The sequence below is a fragment of the Serinicoccus profundi genome, assembly GCF_008001015.1.
Taxonomy (GTDB): Bacteria; Actinomycetota; Actinomycetes; order Actinomycetales; family Dermatophilaceae; genus Ornithinicoccus; species Ornithinicoccus profundi.
On record NZ_CP042862.1, the window covers coordinates 1,764,214 to 1,787,620 of the forward strand.

Sequence of the window (23,407 nt, forward strand, 5' to 3'; positions counted from 1 at the left end):
CGGGCCACCTTCCTGATCGCCCCTCAGGCCAGGGCGATGAGATCCTCGTAGTCGCGTCCCCAGAGGTCCTCGACGCCGTCCGGGAGCAGCAGGACCCGCTCGGGCTCGAGCGCCTGCACGGCACCCTCGTCGTGGCTGACCAGGACGACGGCACCCTCGTACGAACGCAGGGCGGCCAGCACCTCTTCCCGCGAGGCCGGGTCGAGGTTGTTGGTGGGCTCGTCGAGCAGCAGCACGTTGGCCGCCGAGACGACCAGCGTCGCCAGGGCCAGGCGCGTCTTCTCCCCGCCGGAGAGGACACCTGCCGGCTTGTCCACGTCGTCGCCGGAGAAGAGGAAGGAACCGAGCACCTTGCGGGTCTCGGTCTCGTCGAGGTCGGGCGCGGCGGACTTCATGTTCTCCAGCACGCTGCGGTTCACGTCGAGGGTCTCGTGCTCCTGCGCGTAGTAGCCCAGCTTGAGACCGTGCCCCGGCTGCACCTCCCCCGTGTCGGGGTCGTCGATCCCGGCGAGCAACCGCAGCAGGGTCGTCTTGCCGGCACCGTTGAGGCCCAGCACGACCACCCGGGAGCCGCGGTCGATCGCCAGGTCGACGTCGGTGAAGATCTCCAGGCTGCCGTAGGACCGGGACAGGCCCTCCGCGGTGAGCGGCGTCCGGCCGCAGGAGGCGGGCGTGGGGAAGCGCAGCTTGGCGACCTTGTCCGTCTGCCGCTCCCCCTCCAGCCCCGCCATCATCCGCTCGGCGCGCCGGGCCATGTTCTGCGCGGCCACGGCCTTGGTCGCCTTGGCCCGCATCTTGTCGGCCTGGGCGAGCAGGGCGGACGCCTTCTTCTCGGTGTTGGCCCGCTCACGGTGGCGCCGGCGCTCGTCGGCCTCGCGCTGGGCGAGGTAGGCCTTCCACCCCATGTTGTAGACGTCGAGGACCTGCCGGTTGGCGTCGAGGTAGAACACCTTGGTAACGACGGTCTCGATGAGGTCGACGTCGTGCGAGATGACCATGAGTCCACCGGTGTGCGCCTTGAGGTGCTCGCGCAGCCAGACCACCGAGTCGGCGTCGAGGTGGTTGGTCGGCTCGTCGAGCAGCAGCGTGTCGGCGCCGGAGAAGAGGATGCGGGCGAGCTCGATCCGTCGGCGCTGACCGCCGGAGAGCGTGCGCAGCGGCTGCCCCAGCACCCGGTCCGGCAGTCCCAGGCTGCTCGCGATGGAGGCGGCCTCGGACTCGGCGGCATACCCGCCCCGGCTGGTGAACTCGGCCTCGAGCCGAGTATACCGCGTCATGGCGCGCTCCCGCGCGTCGTCGTCCGCCGTGGCCATGGTCTCCTCGGCCTTCCGCAGGCCGCGGATGATCTCGTCCAGCCCCCGCGCCGACAGGATCCGGTCGCGGCCGAGGACCTCGAGGTCGCCGGTGCGCGGGTCCTGCGGCAGGTAGCCGATCTGGCCGGTCCGGGTGATCGTGCCCGCGGCCGGCTGGCCCTCACCGGACAGCATCCGGGTGAGCGTCGTCTTGCCGGCCCCGTTGCGGCCCACCAGACCCACGCGGTCACCCGACCCGACCCGGAAGGTGACGTCCTCCATGAGCAGGCGGGAGCCGACGCGGATCTCGACACCGGAGGCGCTGATCACGTGGGGCTCCTTCTCGTGCGCGGGGCAGCACCAGGAGGGCACTGCGTGGGAGGTGGGGTCCGGCGGCGGTCCGGGGGTGCAGCGGCTGCACCGGGAAGGCCGGGTGACTAGTCTACGCGCTAGGCACTGGTCGCCCGACCGGCGCAGGCGAGAGGCAGCAGGGATGACCTTCAGGGAGAACGCCAACATCGGCAGCGGGCGCGCCAGCCGCGGCGGTGGTGGCGGTGGTGGTGTCGCGGTCGGCGGCGGGCTGGGCGCGCTGGTGCTCGCCCTGGTCGTCATGCTGCTGGGCGGCAACCCCGGCGACGTGCTGGGTGGGCAGCAGGGCCAGGCCCCGCAGGCCGAGAATGTCGACCTCGCCGAGTGCCAGACGGGCGCGGATGCCAATACCGACGTCGACTGCCGGATGAAGGCGACCATGGTGTCGCTGGAGGACTACTGGACCGAGGTCCTCCCCGACGCCGAGCCCACCAACGCCATCCTCTTCTCCGGCTCCGTCCAGACCCAGTGCGGGTCGGCCACCAGCGCGGTCGGCCCCTTCTACTGCCCGGTGGACAGTCGGATCTACCTCGACACGAGCTTCTTCAACCAGCTCGAGAGCCAGCTCGGGGCCGACGGCGGCAACTTCAGCCAGATGTACGTCCTGGCGCACGAGTACGGCCATCACGTGCAGAACTACACCGGCGCGCTGCAGTACTCCCAGCAGGACCCGCGCGGTCCGGAGTCCGGTGCCGTGCGCGTCGAGCTGCAGGCCGACTGCTTCGCCGGAGCGTGGGCGGGCAACGCCACCCAGACCGAGGACTCCGAGGGAGGTGCCCTGCTGGAGGAGCTGAGCCGCGAGGACATCGAGTCCGCGCTGTCCGCCGCCTCCGCCGTCGGCGACGACAGCATCCAGGAGAAGACCCAGGGCCAGGTCGCACCGCATACCTGGAGCCACGGCAGCTCCGAGCAGCGGATGGGGTGGTTCATGCGCGGGTATGAGTCGAAGGACGCCAACCAGTGCGACACCCTCAACGCCGAGAGCGTCGACGACTTCCAGGGGTGAGCGAGGTCACAGCCCGCCTGGTGGAATAGCGGGTCATAACCCTCCGTTGGGATGACGGTTGCGTCATCTCATCCCCATCGGAAGGTTCGTGCTCGTGTTGTCCCGTCTTCGCCGGGTGTCCTTCGGCACCCAGGTGCTCATCGGCCTCGTGCTCGGTGTCGTGCTGGGCCTCGTCGCCCGGTCCACCGGCGCCAGCGCCGACAACCCCACCTGGCTCTCCGAGACCCTCGCCATCATCGGCTCCTCCTTCGTCACCCTGCTGCGCACCATCGTGCCGCCGCTGGTCTTCCTCGCGATCGTCTCCTCGATCGCCAACCTGCGAGAGGTGACCAACGCCGCCCGCCTCGCCTGGCAGACCCTCCTGTGGTTCGCCATCACGGCGCTGATCTCGGTGTCCATCGGTATGGTCCTCGGCTGGGTCATCGACCCGGCCCGCGGTGCCGGTGTGACCGAGGCCGACGCCGTCGCCCCGTCGAGCACCGGCGGCTGGCTCGACTTCCTCACCGGGCTCATCCCGGCGAACAGCCTGGGCATCTACGCCAACGAGGGCGACGACGGCATCAGCCTCAACTTCAACGTTCTGCAGATCCTCGTCCTGGCCATCGCCGTCGGCATCGCCGTGGTGAAGGTGGGCAAGGAGGCCGACCCGTTCCTGGCCTTCACCCGCTCGGCGCTCTCAGTCGTCCAGAAGGTCCTGTGGTGGGTCATCCTCTTGGCCCCGATCGCGACCGTCGGCCTGCTCGGCAACGCCATCGTGTCCTACGGGTGGGAGACCATCGGGTCGCTGGGCCGCTTCACCCTGGCGGTCTACGTCGGCCTGCTGCTCGTCGTCGCGGTGCTCTACCCGGTGCTGCTGCGCCTGCACGGCCTGTCGATCAAGCAGTTCTTCACCGGCGCCTGGCCGGCCATGCAGCTGGCCTTCGTGTCGCGTTCCTCGATCGGCACCCTGCCGGTCACCCAGGCCGTCACCGAGCGCAACCTCGGCGTGCCCCGTGCCTACTCCAGCTTCGCCGTGCCGCTGGGCGCGACGACCAAGATGGACGGCTGCGCGGCCATCTACCCCGCGATCGCGGCGATCTTCGTGGCGCAGTTCTTCGGCGTCTCCCTCGGGGTGACCGACTACCTGCTCATCGCCTTCGTCTCGGTCATCGGCTCGGCCGCGACCGCCGGCGTCACCGGCGCGACCGTCATGCTCACCCTCACGCTGTCGACCCTGGGTCTGCCGCTGGAGGGCGTGGGTCTGCTGCTGGCCGTCGACCCGATCCTCGACATGGGCCGCACCGCGACCAACGTCACCGGTCAGGCGCTCATCCCGACCATCGTGGCCAAGCGCGAGGGCATCCTCGACGAGGACGTCTACAACGCCGACCGCAAGGGCCTGCCCTGGCGGGAGGAGCGTGAGGTCGAGGGCGTCCCGGCCCACGCCTGACGCACGAGATCCCACCCCAGCAGGGGCCGCCCGCTGCCGCACCGGCAGCCGGCGGCCCCTGCTGCTGTCACGACCAGCGGGGAGGATCCGTACACGCGCAGGCATCCTCCCCAGCCCCGGCCCCTCTGCCGATGAGGATCCGTCCACGCGCAGGCATCCTCCCCACCACGGCCCCACTGCCGACGAGGATCCGTCCACGCGCAGGCATCCTCCACGTTCCTCGTGACGCGAACGGTTGCGCCTGCTCAGGCGTTGTGGACCACGACCCGCACTGCGCGCCCGCGGCGCACGGCGTCGTCCAGAACCGTGCGTCGCGGGTCCGGCAGGTCCCACAGCTCACGGCGGGGCAGCTCTCGGACGGACGACCGTGCGGCAGGCAGCTCCTGCAGGGCGGCCTCGGCCAGCGTGCGGTCGCCGCCGACGACGAGGCCCCCGAGCGCCACGGAAGCCGCCGTGGTCATCTCCTCTGCCTCCCCCAGCACCCGAGCGGTATGCCCCGCGACCGCCTCGACCAGGGCGTCGGCCTGGTTGCCCCGTCGGCGGGCGAACCGCTGCTGGCTCCAGCCACCGGCAGCGGTGCGTGACTGCACATGCCGGGTGCCGACCTTGTGCCGCACGAGCGAGCCGTCCTCGGCGACGACAGCGACGGCATACCCCCCACGACGCACGAGCACCACGAGCAGGCCGGGCGGCACCTCCCACCCCGGCACCGGGCCGGGCTCCCCCGCCCCCTCGGCCGGTCGCCACGAGCGCAGGGCCGCCCACGAGCCGTCGGCCGCCAGACCACGCCAGCCCGGCACAGACCCCGCGGCCCCCTCGACCTCAGCCTCGGCGACCGACCAGCTCACCGGCCCGTGCGAGGCCACGAACCGCTCGACCCACCCCGCGAGCCGCTCGGGAGCGACGTCGACGAGGTGGGTCGAGACCATCGGTGAGGCTCTCGCGCCTCAGACGTTGAAGCCGAGGGCACGCAGCTGCTCGCGGCCGTCCTCGGTGATCTTGTCCGGGCCCCACGGCGGCATCCAGACCCAGTTGATCCGGTGGCTCGTGACCAGGCCCTCCAGGCTCTGCGCGACCTGGTCCTCGATGACGTCCGTCAGGGGGCACGCGGCGGAGGTGAGGGTCATGTCGATGACGGCGTGGCTGGCCGCGTCGACCGTGACGCCGTAGACGAGACCCAGGTCGACGACGTTGATGCCGAGCTCGGGGTCCACGACGTCGCGCAGGGCCTCTTCGACATCGGCGACATTGGGCGGGGTGGTGGTGGTCATGCGTTCCTCCAAGGGTGGTGAAGGGTCGGTGGTCGGGTCAGGCGCCCTCGGGTCGCTCGCTGGCGGCGGAGATGTCCGCACCGGCGCGCGCGAGGGCGTCGAGGTAGGCGGTCCAGGGCAGCAGCGCGCACTTCACCCGGGCGGGGTACTTCGCGACGCCGGCGAACGCGACGGCGTCACCGATCTGCTCGGCGTCACCGGGGTCCTGCCCGCGGCTGGTGAGCATGGCGTGCAGGTGGCGGTAGGTCTGCAGCGTGTCGGCGACCGGGCGGCCCAGGCACTCCTCGGCGAGCACGGAGGCGGAGGCGACCGAGATCGAGCAGCCGAGGGCGTCGTAGGACACGTCGCGCAGCACCTGCGCCCCGTCCTGCGGGCCGCCGGTCACGCTCTCCAGGTGAACCCGGAGGCTGATCTCGTCACCGCAGGTGGGGTTGACGTGGTTGACCTCGACGTCGAAGGGCTCCCGCAACCCGGCGTGCTGCGGGCGCTTGGCGTGGTCGAGGATGAGCTCGCCATACAGATCCATCAGCGGTCCCTGCCTCTCATCCGGCCAGTCCGAAGACGTCGGGCACCCGGTCCAGCGCCTGCGCGAAGGCGTCGATCTCCTCCAGGCCGGTGTAGACCGCGAAGCTCGCCCGGGTCGAGGCGGGCACGCGCAGGCGGCGGTGCAGCGGCCAGGCGCAGTGGTGCCCGGTGCGCACGGCGATGCCGGAGTCGTCGAGCACCTGCCCCACGTCGTGGGGGTGGACGCCGTCGACGACGAAGGCGACCGCACCGACCCGTCGCGCCGGGTCCTCCGGCCCGAGGACGCGGACCCAGGGCCGGTCGGCCAGCACATCGAGGGTATGCCGCATGAGCTGCTGGTCGTGGGCGTGCACGCGGTCCAGCCCCACCTCGGTGAGGTAGTCGAGGCCGGCGGCGAGGCCGACGGCCTGCGCCGCCATGGGCACCCCCGCCTCGAACTTCGCCGGGGGCGGTGCCCAGGTGGACCCCTCCATCCGGACGATCTCGATCATCGACCCGCCGGTGAGGAAGGGCGGCATCGCCTCGAGGAGCCCGCGCCGGGCCCACAGGACGCCGACGCCACTGGGGCCGAGGGTCTTGTGGCCGGTGAAGACGAGCGCGTCGACGCCGGAGTCCGGTGCGGTCAGTGCTCGGATGTCCAGGTGCGGCGCGGACTGGCAGGCGTCGAGGACGACGATCGCGCCGACGTCGCGCGCCGCCTGCACGACGGGTGAGGCGGGACCGATGTCGTTGAGCGTGCCGAGCACGTTGGAGACATGGGTGAGGGCCACCACCCGGGTGCGCTCCCCCACGACGTCGTCCAGGGTGTCGACGTCGAGCTCGCCGTCGTCGCTCACCCCGATCCAGCGCAGGGTCGCCCCGGTGCGGCGGCACAGCTCCTGCCAGGGCACGAGGTTGGCGTGGTGCTCCATCTCGGTCACCACGACCTCGTCGCCCGGGCCGATCCGCAGCCGCTGCGCCCACGCCTCCTCCGCACCGTCCAGCGCGCCGGGCGCCGACGCGTTGGAGAAGGCATACGCGAGCAGGTTGAGCCCCTCGGTGCCGTTCTTGGTGAAGACGACCTCACCGGCGTCGGCGCCGAGGAAGCCCGCGACCCTGGCGCGCGCCCCCTCGAAGGCGTCGGTCGCCTCCTCGGCGAGCTGGTGGGCGCCGCGGTGCACGGCGGCGTTGTGCCGCTCGTAGAACTCGCGCTCGGCGTCGAGGACCACGCGCGGCTTCTGCGACGTGGCGCCGCTGTCGAGGTAGACGAGCGGTCGACCGTCGCGCACCGTCCGCCCGAGCAGCGGGAAGTCAGCCCGGATCCGGGCGATCTCCACCCCGCTCAGCGGCTGCGCCACCGGTCGACCGTTCGGCATACCTCTCGTCTCCTCCGTGTGCTCGTCCTGGCCCTCAGGCCCCGGCGGCGGTGAGGAAGCGGTCGTAGCCCTCCTCCTCGAGCCGGTCGGCCAGGTCGCGGCCACCGGACTCGGCGACGCGGCCGTTGACGAACACGTGCACGTAGTCGGGCTGGATGTAGCGCAGGATGCGCGTGTAGTGCGTGATGAGCATGACGCCCAGGCCGGTCTTGTCCTTGACCCGGTTGACGCCCTCGGAGACCACCTTGAGCGCGTCGACGTCGAGGCCGGAGTCGGTCTCGTCGAGGATGGCGATCTTGGGCTCGATGAGCTCCAGCTGCAGGATCTCGTGGCGCTTCTTCTCACCACCGGAGAAGCCCTCGTTGACGTTGCGCTCGGCGAAGGAGGAGTCCATCCGCAGCGCCTCCATGGCGACCTTGACGTCCTTGACCCAGTGACGCAGCTTGGGGGCCTCGCCGTCGATGGAGGTCTTGGCGGTCCGCAGGAAGTTGGACACGGTCACGCCGGGGACCTCGACGGGGTACTGCATCGCGAGGAAGAGCCCCGCCTGCGCACGCTCGTCGACGCCCATCGCCAGGACGTCCTCGCCGTCCAGCAGCACCTCGCCGCCGGTGACGGTGTACTTCGGGTGGCCGGCGATGGCGTAGGCCAGGGTCGACTTCCCGGAGCCGTTCGGCCCCATGATGGCGTGGGTCTCGCCCGAGTTGATGGTGAGGTCGACGCCCTTGAGGATCTCCTTGGCGGAGTCCTCGGTCTCGACGCTGACCTGCAGGTTCTTGATCTCCAGGGTGGTCATGCTTCTCCTTGTCGCGGTGTGTCTGGGGTATGCGGTGCGGCCGGGTCGCTCAGCTGCGCCCCGCGGTGGTGCTGAGGGTGACGAGCACGCTGCCTTGGTCGTCGACGGTGACCTCGTGGACGGCGATCGGCACGGTCGCCGGGAGCTGGACGGGCTGCCCGGTGCTCATGTCGAACTGCGAGCCGTGCAGCCAGCACTCGATGAGCCGGCCCTCGACCTCGCCCTCGGCGAGGCTGACGTTGGCGTGGCTGCAGGTGTCGTCGAAGGCGTGGAGCGCGCCCTGGGAGTCCCGGGCGATCGCGACCCGGCGACCCTCGATCTCGGCGACGACGGCCCCCACCTCGGAGGGCAGCTCCTCGACCGAGCAGACGCGGACGGCGGTGCTCATGCGGCCGGGGTGCTCCCCATGGTGAGGGAGAGCTCTTCGTCGATGGCGGTCATGAGCGTCTCGACGACCTCGGGCACGCCGATCTTGGCGATGATGTCGGCGAAGAAGCCCCGGACGACGAGGCGGCGCGCCTCGTCCTCGGTGATCCCGCGCGACATGAGGTAGAACAGCTGCTCGTCGTCGAAGCGACCGGTCGAGCTCGCGTGGCCGGCGCCGGCGATGTCGCCGGTCTCGATCTCCAGGTTGGGGACCGAGTCGGCGCGGGCGCCGTCGGTGAGCACGAGGTTGCGGTTGAGCTCGTAGGTGTCGATGCCCTCGGCCTCGGCCCGGATGAGCACGTCGCCCACCCACACCGTCCGGGCGGTGTCGCCCTGCAGCGCGCCCTTGTAGGTCACCAGCGAGGTGCACCGGGGGGCGTTGTGGTCGACGAAGGAGCGGTGCTCCAGGTGCTGACCGGCGTCGGCGAAGTAGACGCCGAGCAGGGTCGCGTCGCCGCCGGGGCCGGCATACCGGACGTTGGAGTTCATCCGGACGATGCCTCCGCCGATCGAGACCGCGATGTGCTTGTAGGTCGCGTCGCGGCCCACGAGCGCCTCGTGCTGGGCCAGGTGCAGCGCCTCGTCGTCCCAGCGCTGCAGCGACACCACGGTGAGGTGGGCGCCGTCGCCGACGGTGACCTCGAGGTTGCCCGTGTGGTCGGCGGCACCGGTGTGGTCGAGGATGACCAGCGCCTTGCTGTGGGCACCCGACTCCACCACGTAGTGGGCGTTGGACCGGCGACCCGCGCCGTTGCCGTGGACGTTGACCCGGATCGGCTCGCTCACCTGCTCCTGAGCCGGGATCCGCAGGTATGCCGCGTCCGCGGTGTTGCTGCTCGCCACGGCCGCGCCGCGGTCCTCGGGGACGAGGACCGTGCCGCGGGGTGCCTGGCCCGGCGCCAGGGTGCCGACGAGGTAGTCGCCCGGCGCCTGGACGTCGTAGGACGCGGCTGGCTGCTCGCCCTGCTCGTCCGTCGCGGCGTCGGTGAAGACGTTGCCGAGGCGGTCGACCGGGGTGAAGCGCCACTCCTCCTCGCGTCCGGTGGGGACGCCGAAGGCGTCGACGTCGAAGGACCGGGTGCGCGCGGCCCGCGACTGGTCGGGGATCCGGTGGTCCCCGCCGATCTGGGCCTGCGGGTCGGTGTGGGTGGTGCTGTCGTCGATCAGAAGCGACATCAGCCGACGGCTCCTTCCATCTGCAGCTCGATGAGGCGGTTGAGCTCGAGGGCGTACTCCATGGGCAGCTCGCGGGCGATCGGCTCCACGAAGCCGCGCACGATCATCGCCATGGCCTCGGTCTCGGACATGCCTCGGGACATGAGGTAGAACATCTGGTCCTCGGACACCTTGGAGACGGTCGCCTCGTGACCCATCTGCACGTCGTCCTCGCGGACGTCGACGTAGGGGTAGGTGTCGGACCGGGAGATCTGGTCGACCAGCAGCGCGTCGCAGACCACGGAGGAGCGGCTGTGGTGGGCGCCCTCGTTGATCTGGACCAGGCCACGGTAGGAGGACCGGCCACCGCCACGCGCCACCGACTTGCTGACGATGGTCGAGGAGGTGTGCGGTGCGGCGTGCACCATCTTGGAACCGGCGTCCTGGTGCTGGCCCTCACCGGCGAAGGCGACGGACAGCGTCTCGCCCTTGGAGTACTCGCCGAGGAGGAAGACGGCCGGGTACTTCATCGTCACCTTGGAGCCGATGTTGCCGTCGATCCACTCCATCGTCGCGCCCTCGTCGCAGGTCGCCCGCTTGGTGACGAGGTTGTAGACGTTGTTGGACCAGTTCTGGATCGTGGTGTAGCGGACCTTGGCGTTCTTCTTCACGACGATCTCGACGACGGCGCTGTGCAGGCTGTCGGTCTTGTAGATCGGCGCCGTGCAGCCCTCGACGTAGTGCACCGAGGAGCCCTCGTCGGCGATGATGAGCGTCCGCTCGAACTGACCCATGTTCTCGGTGTTGATCCGGAAGTAGGCCTGCAGCGGGATGTCGACGTGGACACCCTTGGGGACGTAGATGAACGACCCGCCCGACCAGACGGCCGTGTTGAGCGCGGAGAACTTGTTGTCGCCCGAGGGGATGACCGAGCCGAAGTACTCCCGGAAGAGGTCGCCGTGCTCGCGCAGGGCGGTGTCGGTGTCCAGGAAGAGGACACCCTTCTCCTCCAGGTCCTCACGGATCTGGTGGTAGACGACCTCGGACTCGTACTGCGCGGCGACACCGGCGACGAGGCGCTGCTTCTCCGCCTCGGGGATGCCGAGCCGGTCGTAGGTGTTCTTGATGTCCTCGGGCAGGTCCTCCCAGCTGGTGGCCTGCTTCTCGGTGGACTTCACGAAGTACTTGATGTTGTCGAAGTCGATGTCGGAGAGGTCGGCGCCCCAGTGGGGCATCGGCTTCTTGCCGAACAGGCGCAGCGCCTTGAGCCGCTGCTCCAGCATCCACTCCGGCTCGTCCTTCCGGCCCGAGATGTCGCGCACGACGTCCTCGGACAGCCCACGACGGGCCGATGCTCCGGCCTCGTCCCGGTCGGCCCAGCCGTACTCGTACTTGCCCAGATCCTTCAGGCCTGGGTTGAGCTCCTCGATGTTGGTGCTCATCTCACGTCCTCTCGTCGGTGCGGTGCTCGGGGTGGTTCGGTGGGGTCTGTGGTGGTGCAGGGGTCCTCGGTATGACGAACGGCGGGGCGCTCGCTCTTTCTTCCGGGCTCGGGGGTGCAGTTCCGAGGGCCCCGGTCGGCACGAACGTCGTGCAGACGTGCTCCCCGCCCGCGAGCGTCGCCAGCCGCTGGACGTGGACGTGGAGGATGCGGGCAATCGCCTTGGTCTCGGCCTCGCAGAACTGCGGGAACTCGGTGGCCACCTCGCGCACCGGGCAGTGCCCCTGGCACAGCTGGATGCCGGCGAGCCCGGTGCCCTCCCCCACGGGGCGCGCCGATGCGGCATACCCCTCCTGCGACAGCGCCAACGCCAGCGCGGTGGTGCGGGTCTGCAGGTCGTCGGTACCGGCCTCGGCCAGGGTGCGATCGACCGAGGCACGCAGGCGCTGCTCGAGCTGGGCGATCTGGGCCTCGGCGAAGGACTCGACGGCCGGGACCCCCACGCGGTCGGCGAGGTAGTGCAGGGCGGCGTTGGCGACGCCATCGTAGCTGGTGCGGAACTGCTCCTGGCCCAGGGCGGTGAGGACGTAGGCCCGGGCGGGTCGGCCGCGACCACGACGCCCCGGCAGCGGCCCGTCGTGCTCGGCGATGAGCCCGGCCTCGTCCAGCGCGTCGAGATGGCGCCGGACGGCAGCAGGGGTGAGGCCGAGGTCCTTGGCCAGGACGCTGGCGGTCACCGGCGCCTGCTCGCCGACGGCGCGGCGCACCCGGTCCCGGGTCCGGGACTCGTCGTGCACCTCCGCCATGGCTGCGGGCACCTGTGCCATATTCACCATGCCAGTGTGACGTATTGCGAGGGCCCACGCCAAGGTAGGGCACCCTCACCCCGGTCGGGACCCGCGCCTAGTCCGACCAGCGCAGGAGCACCCGCGCGAGCAGCCCCCCGAGGACCCCCCACACCAGCAGCACGACCAGGGCAGGAAGGTTCCAGCCCCCCAGGATGAAGGCGTCCCGCAGTGCGTCCCCCAGGGCCGCGGTGGGCAGCAGCGAGAGGAGCGCACCGCCGGGCAGGGTGCTCGCCGGCACGAGGGTGCCGCCCACGCCGGCGAGCAGGACCCACACGAGGTTGGCCAGCGCCAGGACCGCCTCTGCACGCAGCGCCCCGCCGACGCAGACCGCGAGCGCGACGAGCGCGAGGGTCCCGAGGACCACGGCCACCGCCGCAGGAAGGATCCCGAGGGGGTCGGGGCGCCATCCGAGCAGCAGGGCCACCACCGCGACGAGGAGCAGCTGGAGGGCCAGGGCGCCGAGCACGGCGGTGGTCTTGGCCAGCAGCAGGCCGCCCCGGCCCAGGGGCGTGGTGCCGAGGAGCCGCAGGACCCCCCAGCGCCGCTCGAACCCGAGCAGGATGGCCTGCCCGGTGAAGGCGGTCGACAGGACGGTGAGGGCCAAGACCCCGGGGGTGAGGGCGTCGATCCGGGCCGCGCCGGCCCAACGGCCGACGGCGAGCTCGGGGAAGGTCACGAGGCTCAGGCCGACGAGGGCGAGCACGGGCAGCACCACCGAGACGAGCAGCTGCTCCCCGTGCCGGAGCAGCCCCAGGGCCTCGAAGCGAGCCTGGGCGAGCACGCGACGGGCTGCTGGGACGGTGTCAGCGCGCGGGACAGCCGGTGCGGCACTCATCGCAGCACCCGGTCGGTGAGGGCGAAGTAGGCCTCCTCGAGCCCCGGCTCCCCCACCTCCGCGCAGACCTGCTCGACGGTGCCCGCCGCACCCACGCGGCCCCCCACCACGACCACGACCCGGTCGGCCAGGCGCTGCGCCTCCTCGAAAGAATGCGTCGTCACAACCATGGCGGTCCCGGCCGTGGCGACCTCACGCACGAGGGCGTGCACCTCCCGGCGGGCGTGCGGGTCGAGGCCCGCGGTCGGCTCGTCGAGGAAGGCGACATCCGGGTCCCCCACGAGAGCCGCGGCGAGGGCTACGCGTTGCCTCTGCCCACCGGAGAGCCGCCGGACCGTCGTCCGGTCGAAGTCGGTGATCCCGAGCCGCGCCGAGAGCCCCGCCACGTCGACGGGTGCGGCGTAGAGCTGAGCGAGATGGCGCAGCAGGGCCCGGGCCGTGACCGCCTGCGGCAGCCCGCCGTCCTGGAGCATGACGCCGACGCGGTCACGGTGGGCCGCAGGAGCGGCGAGAGGGTCCTGGCCGAGCACCCGGACCTCTCCCCCGTCCGGTCGCTGCAGCCCGACGGCGATCTCGACCGCGGTCGTCTTCCCCGCGCCGTTGGGCCCGAGGACGCAGGTGACCTCGGCCGGCGCGGCACGCAGCGTGAGACCGCGCAGGGCCTCGGTGCGGCCGAAGCGACGGGAGACCTCGCGCAGCTCGACGGCCCAGGGGTGGGCGCCGGCCTGCGTCACCGGCTCGCCACCCGCGGCGACGACGGGACCGTCGTCGGGCGGACCGCGGCGCTCACGGCATACATCGTCTCGACGGTCATGGCGCTCACCGCGACGAGCGTCGCGGCCCCGACGAGGTGGAGCGTGACGGCACCGATCGGCAGACCGGAGAAGAACTGGTAGTAGCCGACCGCACCCTGCGCGAGCACCACCACCGCGAGCACGAGCAGCCCGCGCCGCACGGGGGTGGGCCACGCCCGGACGATCGCCGCCACGAGCGCCGCGAAGGTCGCGGCCACCAGCACGTAGACCGGAACGGCGTGCGCCCTGGTGACGAGGTAGGCGTCGAAGGTGTGGCGGGCGACCTCACCGGAGTCGCCGGAGTGCGGACCGGTGCCGGTGACGAGGGTGCCGAGGTAGACGGCCAAGGCGACGCTGACCGCGATGACCAGGCCCAGGGTGCGCAGGGCCCGGCGGTCCGACCTCACCTGGCCGCCGCGGTGGGCGTGCGCGACCTGCGGCAGGCTCGCGCGGCGCGCGCGGTTGACGAGGACGCCGCCCAGGGCGATGAGGACGGCGGAGACCACGAAGTGGATGCCGACCACCCAGGGGTTGAGGCCGGTGATGACGGTGATCCCCCCGAGCACCGCCTGCAGCGGGATGCCGAGTCCCATGAGCAGCGCGATGACGAAGAGGTCACGGTGCTCACGGCGCAGCCGCAGCACGGCGAGGAAGGTGAGGACGGCGATCGCGGCCAGCAGGAAGGTGAGCAGCCGGTTGCCGAACTCGATGACGCCGTGGACCCCCATCTCCGGGGTGTTGGTCCACGAGGCGTCGGTGCACCGGGGCCAGGTCGGGCACCCCAGCCCGCTCCCGGTGAGACGCACCAGCCCGCCGGTGAGGACGAGCAGCGCGTTGGCGAGCAGCGAGGCCCAGGCCGTGACCCGCAGCCACCGGCCGGGCGAGCGGGGCAGCAACCGCTCCAGGAGGTATGCCCCGGGCGAGGCGGACGCGCGCGCGGAGGTCGTGGAGGTCGTCATCGCAGCGGCAGGAAGAGCAGCGGGTCGACCGCCACCCCGAGGAAGAGCAGGGTGAGGTAGCTGATGGAGAAGTGGAACAGCCGCATCGCCCCGAGGGCGGGCCCGGTGACGCCGGCCCGCGCGCGGGAGAGCAGCCGGTGCGACTCGGCGACGAACACCGCGCCGGCCACGACGGCCACCACGGTGTAGATCCATCCCATGGGCGCGACCGGCACGAGCACGAGCGAGACGAGCACGGTGACCCAGGCGTACGCGACGACCTGGCGACCGACGGCGACGTCCTCGGCGACGACCGGGAGCATGGGGACCCCGGCGTTGGCGTAGTCCTCCTTGAACCTCATCGACAGCGGCCAGTAGTGCGGTGGCGTCCAGAAGAAGACGACGAGGAAGAGGATGAGCGCCGACCACGACAGGCCGTCGGTCACGGCCGACCAGCCGATGAGGACCGGCATGCACCCGGCCACCCCGCCCCAGACGATGTTCTGGCTGGTGCGGCGCTTGAGCACGATCGTGTAGAAGACGACGTAGAGCGCGATCGCCCCGAGCGCCAGCCACGCCGAGAGCCAGTTGACGACCAGGCCGAGCCACAGGACCGCACCGACCCCGAGGACGCCACCGAAGACGAGGGCGTCCCGGGGGGCGATGGCGCCGGTGACCAGCGGGCGGGTGGAGGTGCGGTGCATCTGCGCGTCGATGTCGCGGTCGAGGTAGCAGTTGAGGACGTTGGCCGAGGCGGCGGCGAGGGTCCCACCGACCAGCGTGGCGACGATCAACCAGACGGGAGGGACGCCCCGCTCGGCGAGGAACATCACGGGGAAGGTCGTCACCAGCAGCAGCTCGATGATGCGGGGCTTGGTGAGCGAGACGTAGTCGCGGAGCACCTGCCGCCAGCCCCGACCGCCGTGGCCCGAGGCCCCGGGCCGTCCCCGTCCGGGGTGGGCAGGGCGTGGGTCGAGCGTGGTCACGGCATCCTTCGGAGGGTCGCGGTGCAGGTCGCGCGAGGGGTGCCGAGCACCGCCGTCGCACCTCCCATCGTAGCCGCCCGGACGAGCGTCCGGCGCCGGGGCAGGGTGCGGACCCGCCCCGGTCGCGCACCGGCTCGGAGGGACTAAGGTCGGGGGTATGCCGGGGCACCTCACGTCGTCCCGGGTTACGTGCCCATGCACCGTCAGGAGATGAACCAGTGACCACCTCCACCGAGAACTACACCGCCGGTCGCGACAGCGCGCTGACCCGGCCGGTCTCCTCGCAGGTCGGGTGGACCGACGCCGATGTCCGTGCCGTCGACACGGCCCGGCTCCTCGCGGCCGACGCCGTCGAGAAGTGCGGCAGCGGCCACCCGGGCACCGCGATGAGCCTGGCCCCGCTGGCCTACCTGCTCTTCCAGAACGTCATGACGCACGACCCGAGCGACCCGCACTGGCTGGGTCGCGACCGGTTCGTGCTCTCCGCGGGCCACTCGAGCCTGACGCAGTACGTCCAGCTCTACCTCTCCGGCTACGGCCTGGAGCTGGAGGACCTCCAGGCCCTGCGCACCTGGGGCTCCAAGACCCCCGGCCACCCGGAGGTCCACCACACGGACGGGGTGGAGATCACCACCGGTCCCCTGGGCTCGGGGCTCGCCTCCGCGGTCGGCATGGCCATGGCGCAGCGCCGTCAGCGCGGCATGTTCGACCCCGAGGCCGCTCCCGGTGAGTCGCCCTTCGACCACCAGATCTGGGTCATCGCCTCCGACGGCGACATCATGGAGGGGGTCTCCTCCGAGGCCAGCTCGCTCGCCGGGCACCAGGAGCTGTCCAACCTCACGGTCATCTACGACCAGAACTTCATCTCCATCGAGGACGACACCGACATCTCCTTCAGCGAGGACGTCGCCCTGCGCTACCAGGCCTACGGCTGGGCGACGGAGGTGGTCGACTGGCGAGCCAAGGCGCCCTACACCGAGAACATCGACGCGCTGTATGCCGCGCTCCAGTCCGCCAAGGCGCGCACCGACCGCCCGACGCTGGTGCTGCTGCGGACCATCATCGCCTGGCCCGCGCCGGACGCCCAGGACACCGGCGCCGCCCACGGCTCCGCGCTCGGCGCCGAGGAGATCTCGGCGACCAAGAAGCTCCTCGGTTTCGACGCCCGCAAGACCTTCGAAGTCGACGAGGAGGTCCTCGCTCACGCCCGCGGTGTCGTCGACCGCGGTCAGGCGGCCCACGCGGCCTGGGAGAAGACCTACCAGGCCTGGCGCGAGGCCCAGCCGGAGCGCGCCGCGCTGCTCGACCGGCTGCGGGCCCACGAGCTCCCGGCCGGCCTCGACGCCGCGCTGCCCACCTTCCCGGCCGATGCCAAGGGCATGGCCACCCGCAAGGCGTCCGGCGAGGTGCTCACCGCGCTGGCCGACGTCATGCCGGAGCTGTGGGGTGGCTCGGCCGACCTGGCAGGCTCCAACAACACGACGATGAAGGGCCAGCCGAGCTTCGTCCCGTCCTCGAAGTCGACCGAGATGTTCCCCGGCGACGAGTACGGCCGCACGCTGCACTTCGGCATCCGCGAGCACGCGATGGGCATGATGCTCAACGGCATCTGCCTCGAGGGGCTCACCCGTCCCTACGGCGGGACCTTCCTCACCTTCTCCGACTACATGCGCCCCTCGATCCGGCTGGCCGCGATCCAGCAGGTCAACCCGATCTACGTGTGGACGCACGACAGCATCGGGCTGGGCGAGGACGGCCCGACCCACCAGCCGATCGAGCACCTCGCCGCGCTGCGGACCATCCCGGGTCTCGACGTCGTCCGACCGGCCGACGCCAACGAGACCTCCGTGGCCTGGCGGGCCATCCTCGGGATCACCGACAACCCGACGGCGCTCATCCTCACCCGTCAGAACGTCCCGACCTTCTCCCGGAGCGACATGAACCCGGCCGAGGGTGCGGCCCGGGGTGGCTACGTCCTGGTCGACGCCGTGGGCGGAACCCCCGACGTCATCCTCGTCGGCACCGGCTCCGAGGTGCAGCTGGCGGTGCAGGCGCGCGAGCAGCTCGAGGCCCAGGGGGTGCACGCGAGGGTCGTGTCCATGCCCTGCCGCGAGTGGTTCAGCGCACAGGACCGCGCCTACCGCGAGGAGGTGCTGCCCCCGTCCGTGCGCGCCCGGGTCAGCGTCGAGGCCGCGGTGGCCCAGGGCTGGCGCGAGATCGTGGGCGACGCGGGTCGGATCGTGAGCCTGGACCACTACGGCGCCTCGGCCGACTACGAGCGCCTCTACACCGAGTTCGGCATCACCGCGGAGGCCGTCGCCGCCGCCGCGCACGACTCGATCGAGGACGCCTCCGGTGTCCCGGTCCCGGGCGGCGCCGAGGTCCCCGACGACGGCGGCTCCGAGACCGTGGGCGCCTGACCCAGCTGTGCGACCCCTTCCTACTCACTCACCCGAGGAGAGCGATGACTGACCACGCCCGCACCACCCTGCACGACCTCGACGACGCCGGGGTCTCCGTCTGGCTCGACGACCTGAACCGCCCGATGATCACCTCCGGCGAGCTCCAGGCCTACGTCGACCGAGGCGTCCTGGGCGTCACCACCAACCCCACCATCTTCGCCGCGGCGCTGGCCGAGGGAGAGGCCTACACCGACCAGGTCCGCGACCTCGCGGCTGCTGGGGCCGACGTGGACGAGGCCGTGTTCGCCCTCACGACCGAGGACGTCCGCAACGCCTGCGACGTGCTCATGCCCGTCTACGAGCGGACCGGCGGTCAGGACGGTCGCGTCTCGATCGAGGTCGACCCGGGGGCCGCCAAGGACACCGAGCGCACCGTGCAGATCGCCGAGCGCCTGTGGTCGGAGATCGACCGGCCCAACCTCCTGGTCAAGATCCCCGCCACCGTCGAGGGACTGCCAGCCATCTCGCAGACCCTGGCCAAGGGGATCAGCGTCAACGTCACGCTCATCTTCTCGCTTGACCGCTATCGCGGGGTCATGAATGCCTACCTCACCGGCCTGGAGCAGGCCCGTGAGCACGGGGTGGACCTCTCGACGATCCGCTCGGTGGCGAGCTTCTTCGTCTCCCGCGTGGATGCCGAGATCGACGCGCGGCTGGAGAAGATCGGCACCGAGGAGGCCCTCGCCCTGCGCGGGCAGGCCGGGCTGGCCAACGCACGGCTCGCCTACCAGGCCTTCGAGGAGGTCTTCGGCACACCGCGCTGGCAGAACCTCGCCGACGACGGGGCCACGCTGCAGCGCCCGCTGTGGGCCTCGACCGGGGTCAAGAACCCCGACTACTCCGACACGATGTACGTCACCGGGCTCGTCGCGCCGCAGACGGTCAACACGATGCCGGCCAAGACGCTCGAGGCCACGGTCGACCACGCCGAGCTCGAGGGCGACACCGTCACCGGGTCCTACGCCCAGGCCCAGCAGGTGCTGGACGACCTGGAGCGGGTGGGCGTCTCCTACGCCGAGGTCGTCGACCAGCTCGAGACCGAGGGCGTGGACAAGTTCGAGGCCTCCTGGAGCGAGCTGCTCGGCACCGTGCAGGACGAGCTGGACAAGGCGGCGACGTCCCAGGACGGTCAGGAGAACTCCCGATGAGCACCCTCACCGTCCAGGCACTGGGCGCGGTGGCCGCCGCCGTCGAGCGCCATCTCCCGACCCTCGTGGGCGACCGCGTGGCCTCCCGGTTGTTCGATCGGGACGCCACCCTGTGGGGCGAGGACGCCGAGTCCGAGGCTGCCAAGCGGCTCTCCTGGGTCGGCCTGCACCGCAGCTCACGACCCCTGGTCGGCGAGATCGAGGCGCTGCGCGAGGAGCTGCGCGAGCGCGGCGTCAGCCGCATCGTGCTCTGCGGGATGGGCGGATCGTCCCTGGCCCCTGAGGTCATCACCGGCACCGCCGGCGTGGACCTCGTGGTGCTGGACAGCTCCGACCCCGACATGGTCAGGACCGCGCTCGAGGACGGGCTGGAGCGCACGGCGGTCGTCGTGTCCTCCAAGTCCGGTTCCACGCTGGAGACCGACAGTCAGCGTCGCGCGTTCGTCCACGCCTTCACCGAGGCGGGTATCGACCCGACCGAGCGGGTCGTCGTCGTCACCGACCCGGGCAGCCCGCTCGACGAGCAGTCGCGCGCAGACGGCTACCGCGTCGTCAACGCCGACCCCGACGTCGGCGGTCGCTACTCCGCGCTGACCGCCTTCGGGCTGGTGCCCTCCGGGCTGGCCGGGGTCGACCTCGGTGCGCTCCTCGACGACGCCGAGGAGGTCGCCGACCTCCTCGCGGAGGACGACGAGGCCAACCCGGGTCTGCGCCTGGGCGCCGCCCTCGCCGGCACCCAGCCGCTGCGCGACAAGCTGCTCTTCACCGATGCCGGGTCCGGGATCGCCGGTCTGGCCGACTGGGCCGAGCAGCTCATCGCCGAGTCCACGGGCAAGCAGGGCACCGGGGTCCTTCCGGTCGTCACCCCGGCGGGGGCCTCCCCCACCGCCGGGCTGACCACCACCGACGACTGCACCGTCGTGGTGCTGGCGCCTGAGGACCAGGAGGAGCCCACCCCGGTCGAGGGCGCGGAGTCCGTCGTGGAGGTCGCGGGGTCGCTCGGTGCGCAGCTGCTCCTCTGGGAGGTCGCCACGGCGGTTGCCGGTCGCCTCCTCGGGATCAACCCCTTCGACCAGCCCGATGTCGAGAGCGCCAAGCAGGCTGCCCGCGAGATCATGGAGGACGGAGCCGGCTCGGCCGATGCGGCGGCCGTCACCGACGGCGCGGTCGAGATCCGCACCGGTGGTGGAGACTGGCCGGCGCAGGACGTCGACACCCTCGACGGTGCGGTCACCGCGCTGCTGGAGCAGCTCGATCCCCGCACGGGATACCTCGCCGTCATGGTCTACCTCGACCGGGTGGAGCACGCCGGTCTCGCCGACGTGCAGGCCGACCTGGTGCAGCGCACCGGACGACCGGTCACCTTCGGCTGGGGCCCGCGGTTCCTGCACTCGACCGGGCAGTACCACAAGGGCGGCCCGGCCCAGGGTGTCTACCTCCAGGTCACCGGTGCTCCCGCCCAGGACCTCTCGGTGCCGGGCAAGGACTTCACCTTCGGCGAGTTCCTCGCGGCGCAGGCCGCTGGTGACGCCGCGGTGCTGGCCGACCACGGTCGTCCCATCCTGCGGTTGCACCTGACCGACCAGGAGCAGGGGCTGGCCCAGCTGCGTTCCGTGCTCGCCCGGTGAGCGGCTCCTCCCCCGCGCCCGTCACCGCCGACGACAACCCGCTGCGCGACCCGGACGACAAGCGGCTCCCCCGCATCGCCGGGCCGTGCAGCATGGTGATGTTCGGTGTCACCGGTGACCTCGCGCGCAAGAAGCTCATGCCGGCGATCTACGACCTGGCCAACCGTGGGCTGCTCCCGCCGGGCTTCTCCCTCGTCGGTTTCGCCCGTCGGGACTGGGCCGACCAGGACTTCGCCAAGGTCGTCCACGACTCCGTGCGCCGGTATGCCCGCACCGAGTTCCGCGAGGAGGTCTGGCGGTCCCTGGCCGAGGGCTTCCGTTTCGTGCCGGGTGCCTTCGACGACGCGGACGCCTTCGAGCTCCTCGCCAGGACGGTGCGCGAGCTCGACGAGGAACGCGGCACCGGCGGCAACCACGCGTTCTACCTCTCCATCCCCCCGGACTGGTTCGCGGCAGTCTGCACCCAGCTGCAGGAGTCCGGGCTGTCCGACCCCAGCCCCGGCACCTGGCGACGGGTGGTCATCGAGAAGCCCTTCGGGCACGACCTCGAGAGCGCCCAGGAGCTCAACGCGATCGTCGAGGGCGTCTTCCCGCCGGATTCGGTCTTCCGGATCGACCATTATCTGGGCAAGGAGACGGTCCAGAACATCCTGGCGCTGCGCTTCGCCAACCAGCTCTTCGAGCCGGTCTGGAACGCCAACTACGTCGACCACGTGCAGATCACCATGGCCGAGGACATCGGCATCGGTGGCCGGGCGGGCTACTACGACGAGGTCGGCGCGGCCCGCGACGTCATCCAGAACCACCTCCTGCAGCTCCTCGCCCTGACGGCGATGGAGGAGCCGGTCGCCTTCACCGCCGACGCCGTCCGGGCCGAGAAGGAGAAGGTCCTCGCCGCGGTGAGCCTCCCCGAGGACCTCGACGCCGCGACCGCCCGGGGCCGCTACGCCGCCGGGTGGCAGGGCACCGAGAAGGTGCGGGGCTACCTCGACGAGGACGGCGTCCAGGAGGGCAACCACACGGAGACGTATGCCGCGCTCAAGGTGGACGTCCGCACCCGACGCTGGGCCGGGGTGCCGTTCTACCTGCGCACCGGCAAGCGTCTGGGCAAGCGGGTCACCGAGATCGCGGTCGTCTTCCGTCGCGCACCTCACCTGCCCTTCAGCTCCACCGCGACCGAGGAGCTGGGCTCCAACGCCATCGTCATCCGGGTCCAGCCGGATGAGGGCATGACGATGCGCTTCGGGTCCAAGGTGCCTGGGAGCCAGATGGAGGTGCGCGACGTGTCGATGGACTTCGGCTACGGCTCCTCCTTCACCGAGTCCAGCCCCGAGGCCTACGAGCGCCTCATCCTGGACGTCCTGCTCGGCGAGCCCCCGCTCTTCCCCCGGCACGAGGAGGTCGAGCAGTCCTGGCGGATCCTCGACCCGGTCATCGAGCACTGGCACCGGCAAGACACCGCACCCCAGGACTACGCCGCGGGCACCTGGGGACCGGAGGCCGCCGACGACCTCATGCGACGCGACGGACGGGAGTGGAGGCTGCCATGATCGTGGATCTTCCCAGCTGCAGCGCGGCAGACGTCGCCAAGAACCTCGTGCGACTGCGCAACGACGTGGGGGCGATGGCCATGGGCCGTGTCCTCACCCTCCTCGTGGTCGTCGACGAGGACGATGCGGACCAGGCGGTGGAGGTCGCGACCCGGGCCACCCGCCAGCACCCGGCCCGCATCCTCGTGGTCGTCTCCGCCAACGCCCGCGGACGCGGACGCCTCGACGCACAGATCCGTGTGGGAGGTGACGCGGGTGCCTCGGAGATCGTGGTGCTGCGCCTCTACGGAGAGCTCACCCGGCACGGCAGCTCGGTGGTGACACCGCTGCTGCTCCCGGACTCCCCCGTCGTCGCCTGGTGGCCGGGGCGGGTCGAGACCGACGTGGCCGGCTCCCCGTTGGGTCAGATGGCCCACCGCCGGATCACTGACGCCGCGAACTCGCCCGACGTCGCCGCCGCGACCCAGCTGCGGCGCCGGGCCAAGCACTACCGGCCCGGGGACACCGACCTCACCTGGACCCGCGTCACGCGGTGGCGGGCCCTGCTGGCCGCCGCCCTGGAGAGCGAGCCCTTCGAGCCGGTCGAGAGCGCCACCGTGGCCGCCGAGGCCGACTCCCCCAGCGCCGACCTGCTCGCGGGCTGGCTGGCGGCGGCGCTGCGGTGCCCCGTCGAGGTGGTCCGCACCCCTGCCGGGTCCGGTCTCCAGAGCGTCCGCCTCAGCCGGGCCTCCGGGCCCATCGACCTGGTCCGGACCGACGACGAGGGAGACACCGCCACGCTGTCGGTGCCGGCGAGCCAGCCGCGCCTGGTCGCGCTGCACTCCCCCACGGCGTCCGAGGCGCTCACCGCGGAGCTGCGCCGGCTGGACGCCGACGAGGTCTACTCTCGCGCCCTGTGCACCGGGCTGCCCGCGCTGCGCCGGGGAGGCACCCGCTCCGCGGCCGCGCGCGCCGGGATGAGCCCCTCCGGCCCGGCGGACATCGAGGCCTCCGGTCGGGCGTCGGTCGGAAGTCGTGCCCTCGAACGGGCCGACGAGCCGTCGGACTCCCCGGCGTCGGGGGCGGTCGACGAGGCGGTGCAGGAAGGGCTCGCACAGACCTCTGACGACGACTGAGGACGACGCCGGCTCGCCGTCGTCCTCGGTCGTGTCCG

21 protein-coding genes are annotated in these 23,407 nt (G+C 71.6%); 7 read left to right on the forward strand and 14 right to left on the reverse strand.

Translation table 11 applies throughout. The annotated features are described in order from the left end of the window. Positions 1 to 23 precede the first annotated feature (23 nt). A complete protein-coding gene (locus FA582_RS08185; protein WP_010148512.1) occupies positions 24 to 1,622 on the reverse strand; it encodes an ABC-F family ATP-binding cassette domain-containing protein in 1,599 nt (532 codons plus the stop codon). Between the two features lie 163 nt (positions 1,623 to 1,785). Here FA582_RS08185 and ypfJ point away from each other — a divergent pair, with 163 nt between their 5' ends. Further along, complete coding sequence (gene ypfJ / locus FA582_RS08190; protein WP_010148513.1) at positions 1,786 to 2,667, forward strand: KPN_02809 family neutral zinc metallopeptidase; 882 nt, start codon at positions 1,786 to 1,788, stop codon at positions 2,665 to 2,667. A 94-nt stretch (positions 2,668 to 2,761) separates the two neighbouring features. Continuing rightward, positions 2,762 to 4,096: a dicarboxylate/amino acid:cation symporter gene (locus FA582_RS08195; RefSeq protein ID WP_010148514.1), complete on the forward strand. Its 1,335-nt coding sequence runs from the start codon at positions 2,762 to 2,764 to the stop codon at positions 4,094 to 4,096. 245 nt (positions 4,097 to 4,341) lie between these two features. Here FA582_RS08195 and FA582_RS08200 read toward each other — a convergent pair whose 3' ends face one another. The 13 genes from FA582_RS08200 to FA582_RS08260 form a co-directional block, all read right to left on the reverse strand. Then, positions 4,342 to 5,025: an acVLRF1 family peptidyl-tRNA hydrolase gene (locus FA582_RS08200; RefSeq protein ID WP_010148515.1), complete on the reverse strand. Its 684-nt coding sequence runs from the start codon at positions 5,023 to 5,025 to the stop codon at positions 4,342 to 4,344. A gap of 18 nt (positions 5,026 to 5,043) precedes the next feature. Then, positions 5,044 to 5,367 carry a metal-sulfur cluster assembly factor gene (locus FA582_RS08205; RefSeq protein ID WP_010148516.1) on the reverse strand — a complete coding sequence of 108 codons (324 nt, stop codon included), beginning with the start codon at positions 5,365 to 5,367 and terminating at the stop codon, positions 5,044 to 5,046. 37 nt (positions 5,368 to 5,404) lie between these two features. Next, positions 5,405 to 5,893 (reverse strand): Fe-S cluster assembly sulfur transfer protein SufU, encoded by a 489-nt coding sequence (sufU, locus tag FA582_RS08210; RefSeq protein ID WP_010148517.1) that lies wholly within the window; start codon positions 5,891 to 5,893, stop codon positions 5,405 to 5,407. Between the two features lie 16 nt (positions 5,894 to 5,909). Next, a complete protein-coding gene (locus FA582_RS08215) occupies positions 5,910 to 7,247 on the reverse strand; it encodes a SufS family cysteine desulfurase (RefSeq protein ID WP_010148518.1) in 1,338 nt (445 codons plus the stop codon). A 34-nt stretch (positions 7,248 to 7,281) separates the two neighbouring features. Further along, positions 7,282 to 8,043: a Fe-S cluster assembly ATPase SufC gene (gene sufC / locus FA582_RS08220; RefSeq protein WP_010148520.1), complete on the reverse strand. Its 762-nt coding sequence runs from the start codon at positions 8,041 to 8,043 to the stop codon at positions 7,282 to 7,284. Positions 8,044 to 8,092: 49 nt separating this feature from the next. Beyond that, the gene (locus FA582_RS08225) at positions 8,093 to 8,431 is read right to left on the reverse strand and encodes a non-heme iron oxygenase ferredoxin subunit (protein ID WP_010148521.1); all 339 of its coding nucleotides are present in this window, start codon (positions 8,429 to 8,431) and stop codon (positions 8,093 to 8,095) included. Beyond that, entirely contained in the window at positions 8,428 to 9,645 is a 1,218-nt protein-coding gene (gene sufD, locus FA582_RS08230) for a Fe-S cluster assembly protein SufD (protein WP_010148522.1), read from the reverse strand. The genes FA582_RS08225 and sufD overlap by 4 nt, the downstream gene beginning before the upstream one ends. Further along, the gene (gene sufB / locus FA582_RS08235; RefSeq protein ID WP_010148523.1) at positions 9,645 to 11,066 is read right to left on the reverse strand and encodes a Fe-S cluster assembly protein SufB; all 1,422 of its coding nucleotides are present in this window, start codon (positions 11,064 to 11,066) and stop codon (positions 9,645 to 9,647) included. Before sufB ends, sufD begins: the two co-directional genes overlap by 1 nt. 1 nt (position 11,067) lies before the next feature. Further along, positions 11,068 to 11,892, reverse strand: a complete 825-nt coding sequence (locus tag FA582_RS08240; protein ID WP_010148524.1) for a helix-turn-helix transcriptional regulator — start codon at positions 11,890 to 11,892, stop codon at positions 11,068 to 11,070. 76 nt (positions 11,893 to 11,968) lie between these two features. Further along, complete coding sequence (locus FA582_RS08245; RefSeq protein WP_029541470.1) at positions 11,969 to 12,748, reverse strand: ABC transporter permease; 780 nt, start codon at positions 12,746 to 12,748, stop codon at positions 11,969 to 11,971. Then, positions 12,745 to 13,482, reverse strand: a complete 738-nt coding sequence (locus FA582_RS08250) for an ABC transporter ATP-binding protein (RefSeq protein WP_010148526.1) — start codon at positions 13,480 to 13,482, stop codon at positions 12,745 to 12,747. The genes FA582_RS08245 and FA582_RS08250 overlap by 4 nt, the downstream gene beginning before the upstream one ends. Then, positions 13,479 to 14,501, reverse strand: a complete 1,023-nt coding sequence (locus FA582_RS08255) for a COX15/CtaA family protein (RefSeq protein WP_010148527.1) — start codon at positions 14,499 to 14,501, stop codon at positions 13,479 to 13,481. Before FA582_RS08255 ends, FA582_RS08250 begins: the two co-directional genes overlap by 4 nt. Beyond that, positions 14,498 to 15,466 carry a heme o synthase gene (locus FA582_RS08260; RefSeq protein WP_010148528.1) on the reverse strand — a complete coding sequence of 323 codons (969 nt, stop codon included), beginning with the start codon at positions 15,464 to 15,466 and terminating at the stop codon, positions 14,498 to 14,500. The genes FA582_RS08255 and FA582_RS08260 overlap by 4 nt, the downstream gene beginning before the upstream one ends. Before the next feature lie 218 nt (positions 15,467 to 15,684). Here FA582_RS08260 and tkt point away from each other — a divergent pair, with 218 nt between their 5' ends. Genes tkt through FA582_RS08285 form a run of 5 tightly spaced genes read left to right on the forward strand, consistent with a single transcriptional unit; the run spans position 15,685 to position 23,369 of the window. Continuing rightward, complete coding sequence (gene tkt, locus FA582_RS08265; RefSeq protein WP_010148529.1) at positions 15,685 to 17,886, forward strand: transketolase; 2,202 nt, start codon at positions 15,685 to 15,687, stop codon at positions 17,884 to 17,886. A 44-nt stretch (positions 17,887 to 17,930) separates the two neighbouring features. Further along, on the forward strand, positions 17,931 to 19,076 hold the full coding sequence (gene tal, locus FA582_RS08270) for a transaldolase (protein WP_010148530.1): 1,146 nt from the start codon (positions 17,931 to 17,933) through the stop codon (positions 19,074 to 19,076). Beyond that, positions 19,073 to 20,704, forward strand: a complete 1,632-nt coding sequence (locus FA582_RS08275) for a glucose-6-phosphate isomerase (RefSeq protein WP_010148531.1) — start codon at positions 19,073 to 19,075, stop codon at positions 20,702 to 20,704. Before tal ends, FA582_RS08275 begins: the two co-directional genes overlap by 4 nt. Then, positions 20,701 to 22,254, forward strand: coding sequence for a glucose-6-phosphate dehydrogenase (gene zwf, locus FA582_RS08280; RefSeq protein ID WP_010148532.1), 1,554 nt, complete (start codon positions 20,701 to 20,703; stop codon positions 22,252 to 22,254). Before FA582_RS08275 ends, zwf begins: the two co-directional genes overlap by 4 nt. After that, positions 22,251 to 23,369 carry a glucose-6-phosphate dehydrogenase assembly protein OpcA gene (locus FA582_RS08285; protein WP_010148533.1) on the forward strand — a complete coding sequence of 373 codons (1,119 nt, stop codon included), beginning with the start codon at positions 22,251 to 22,253 and terminating at the stop codon, positions 23,367 to 23,369. Before zwf ends, FA582_RS08285 begins: the two co-directional genes overlap by 4 nt. Positions 23,370 to 23,407: the final 38 nt, after the last annotated feature.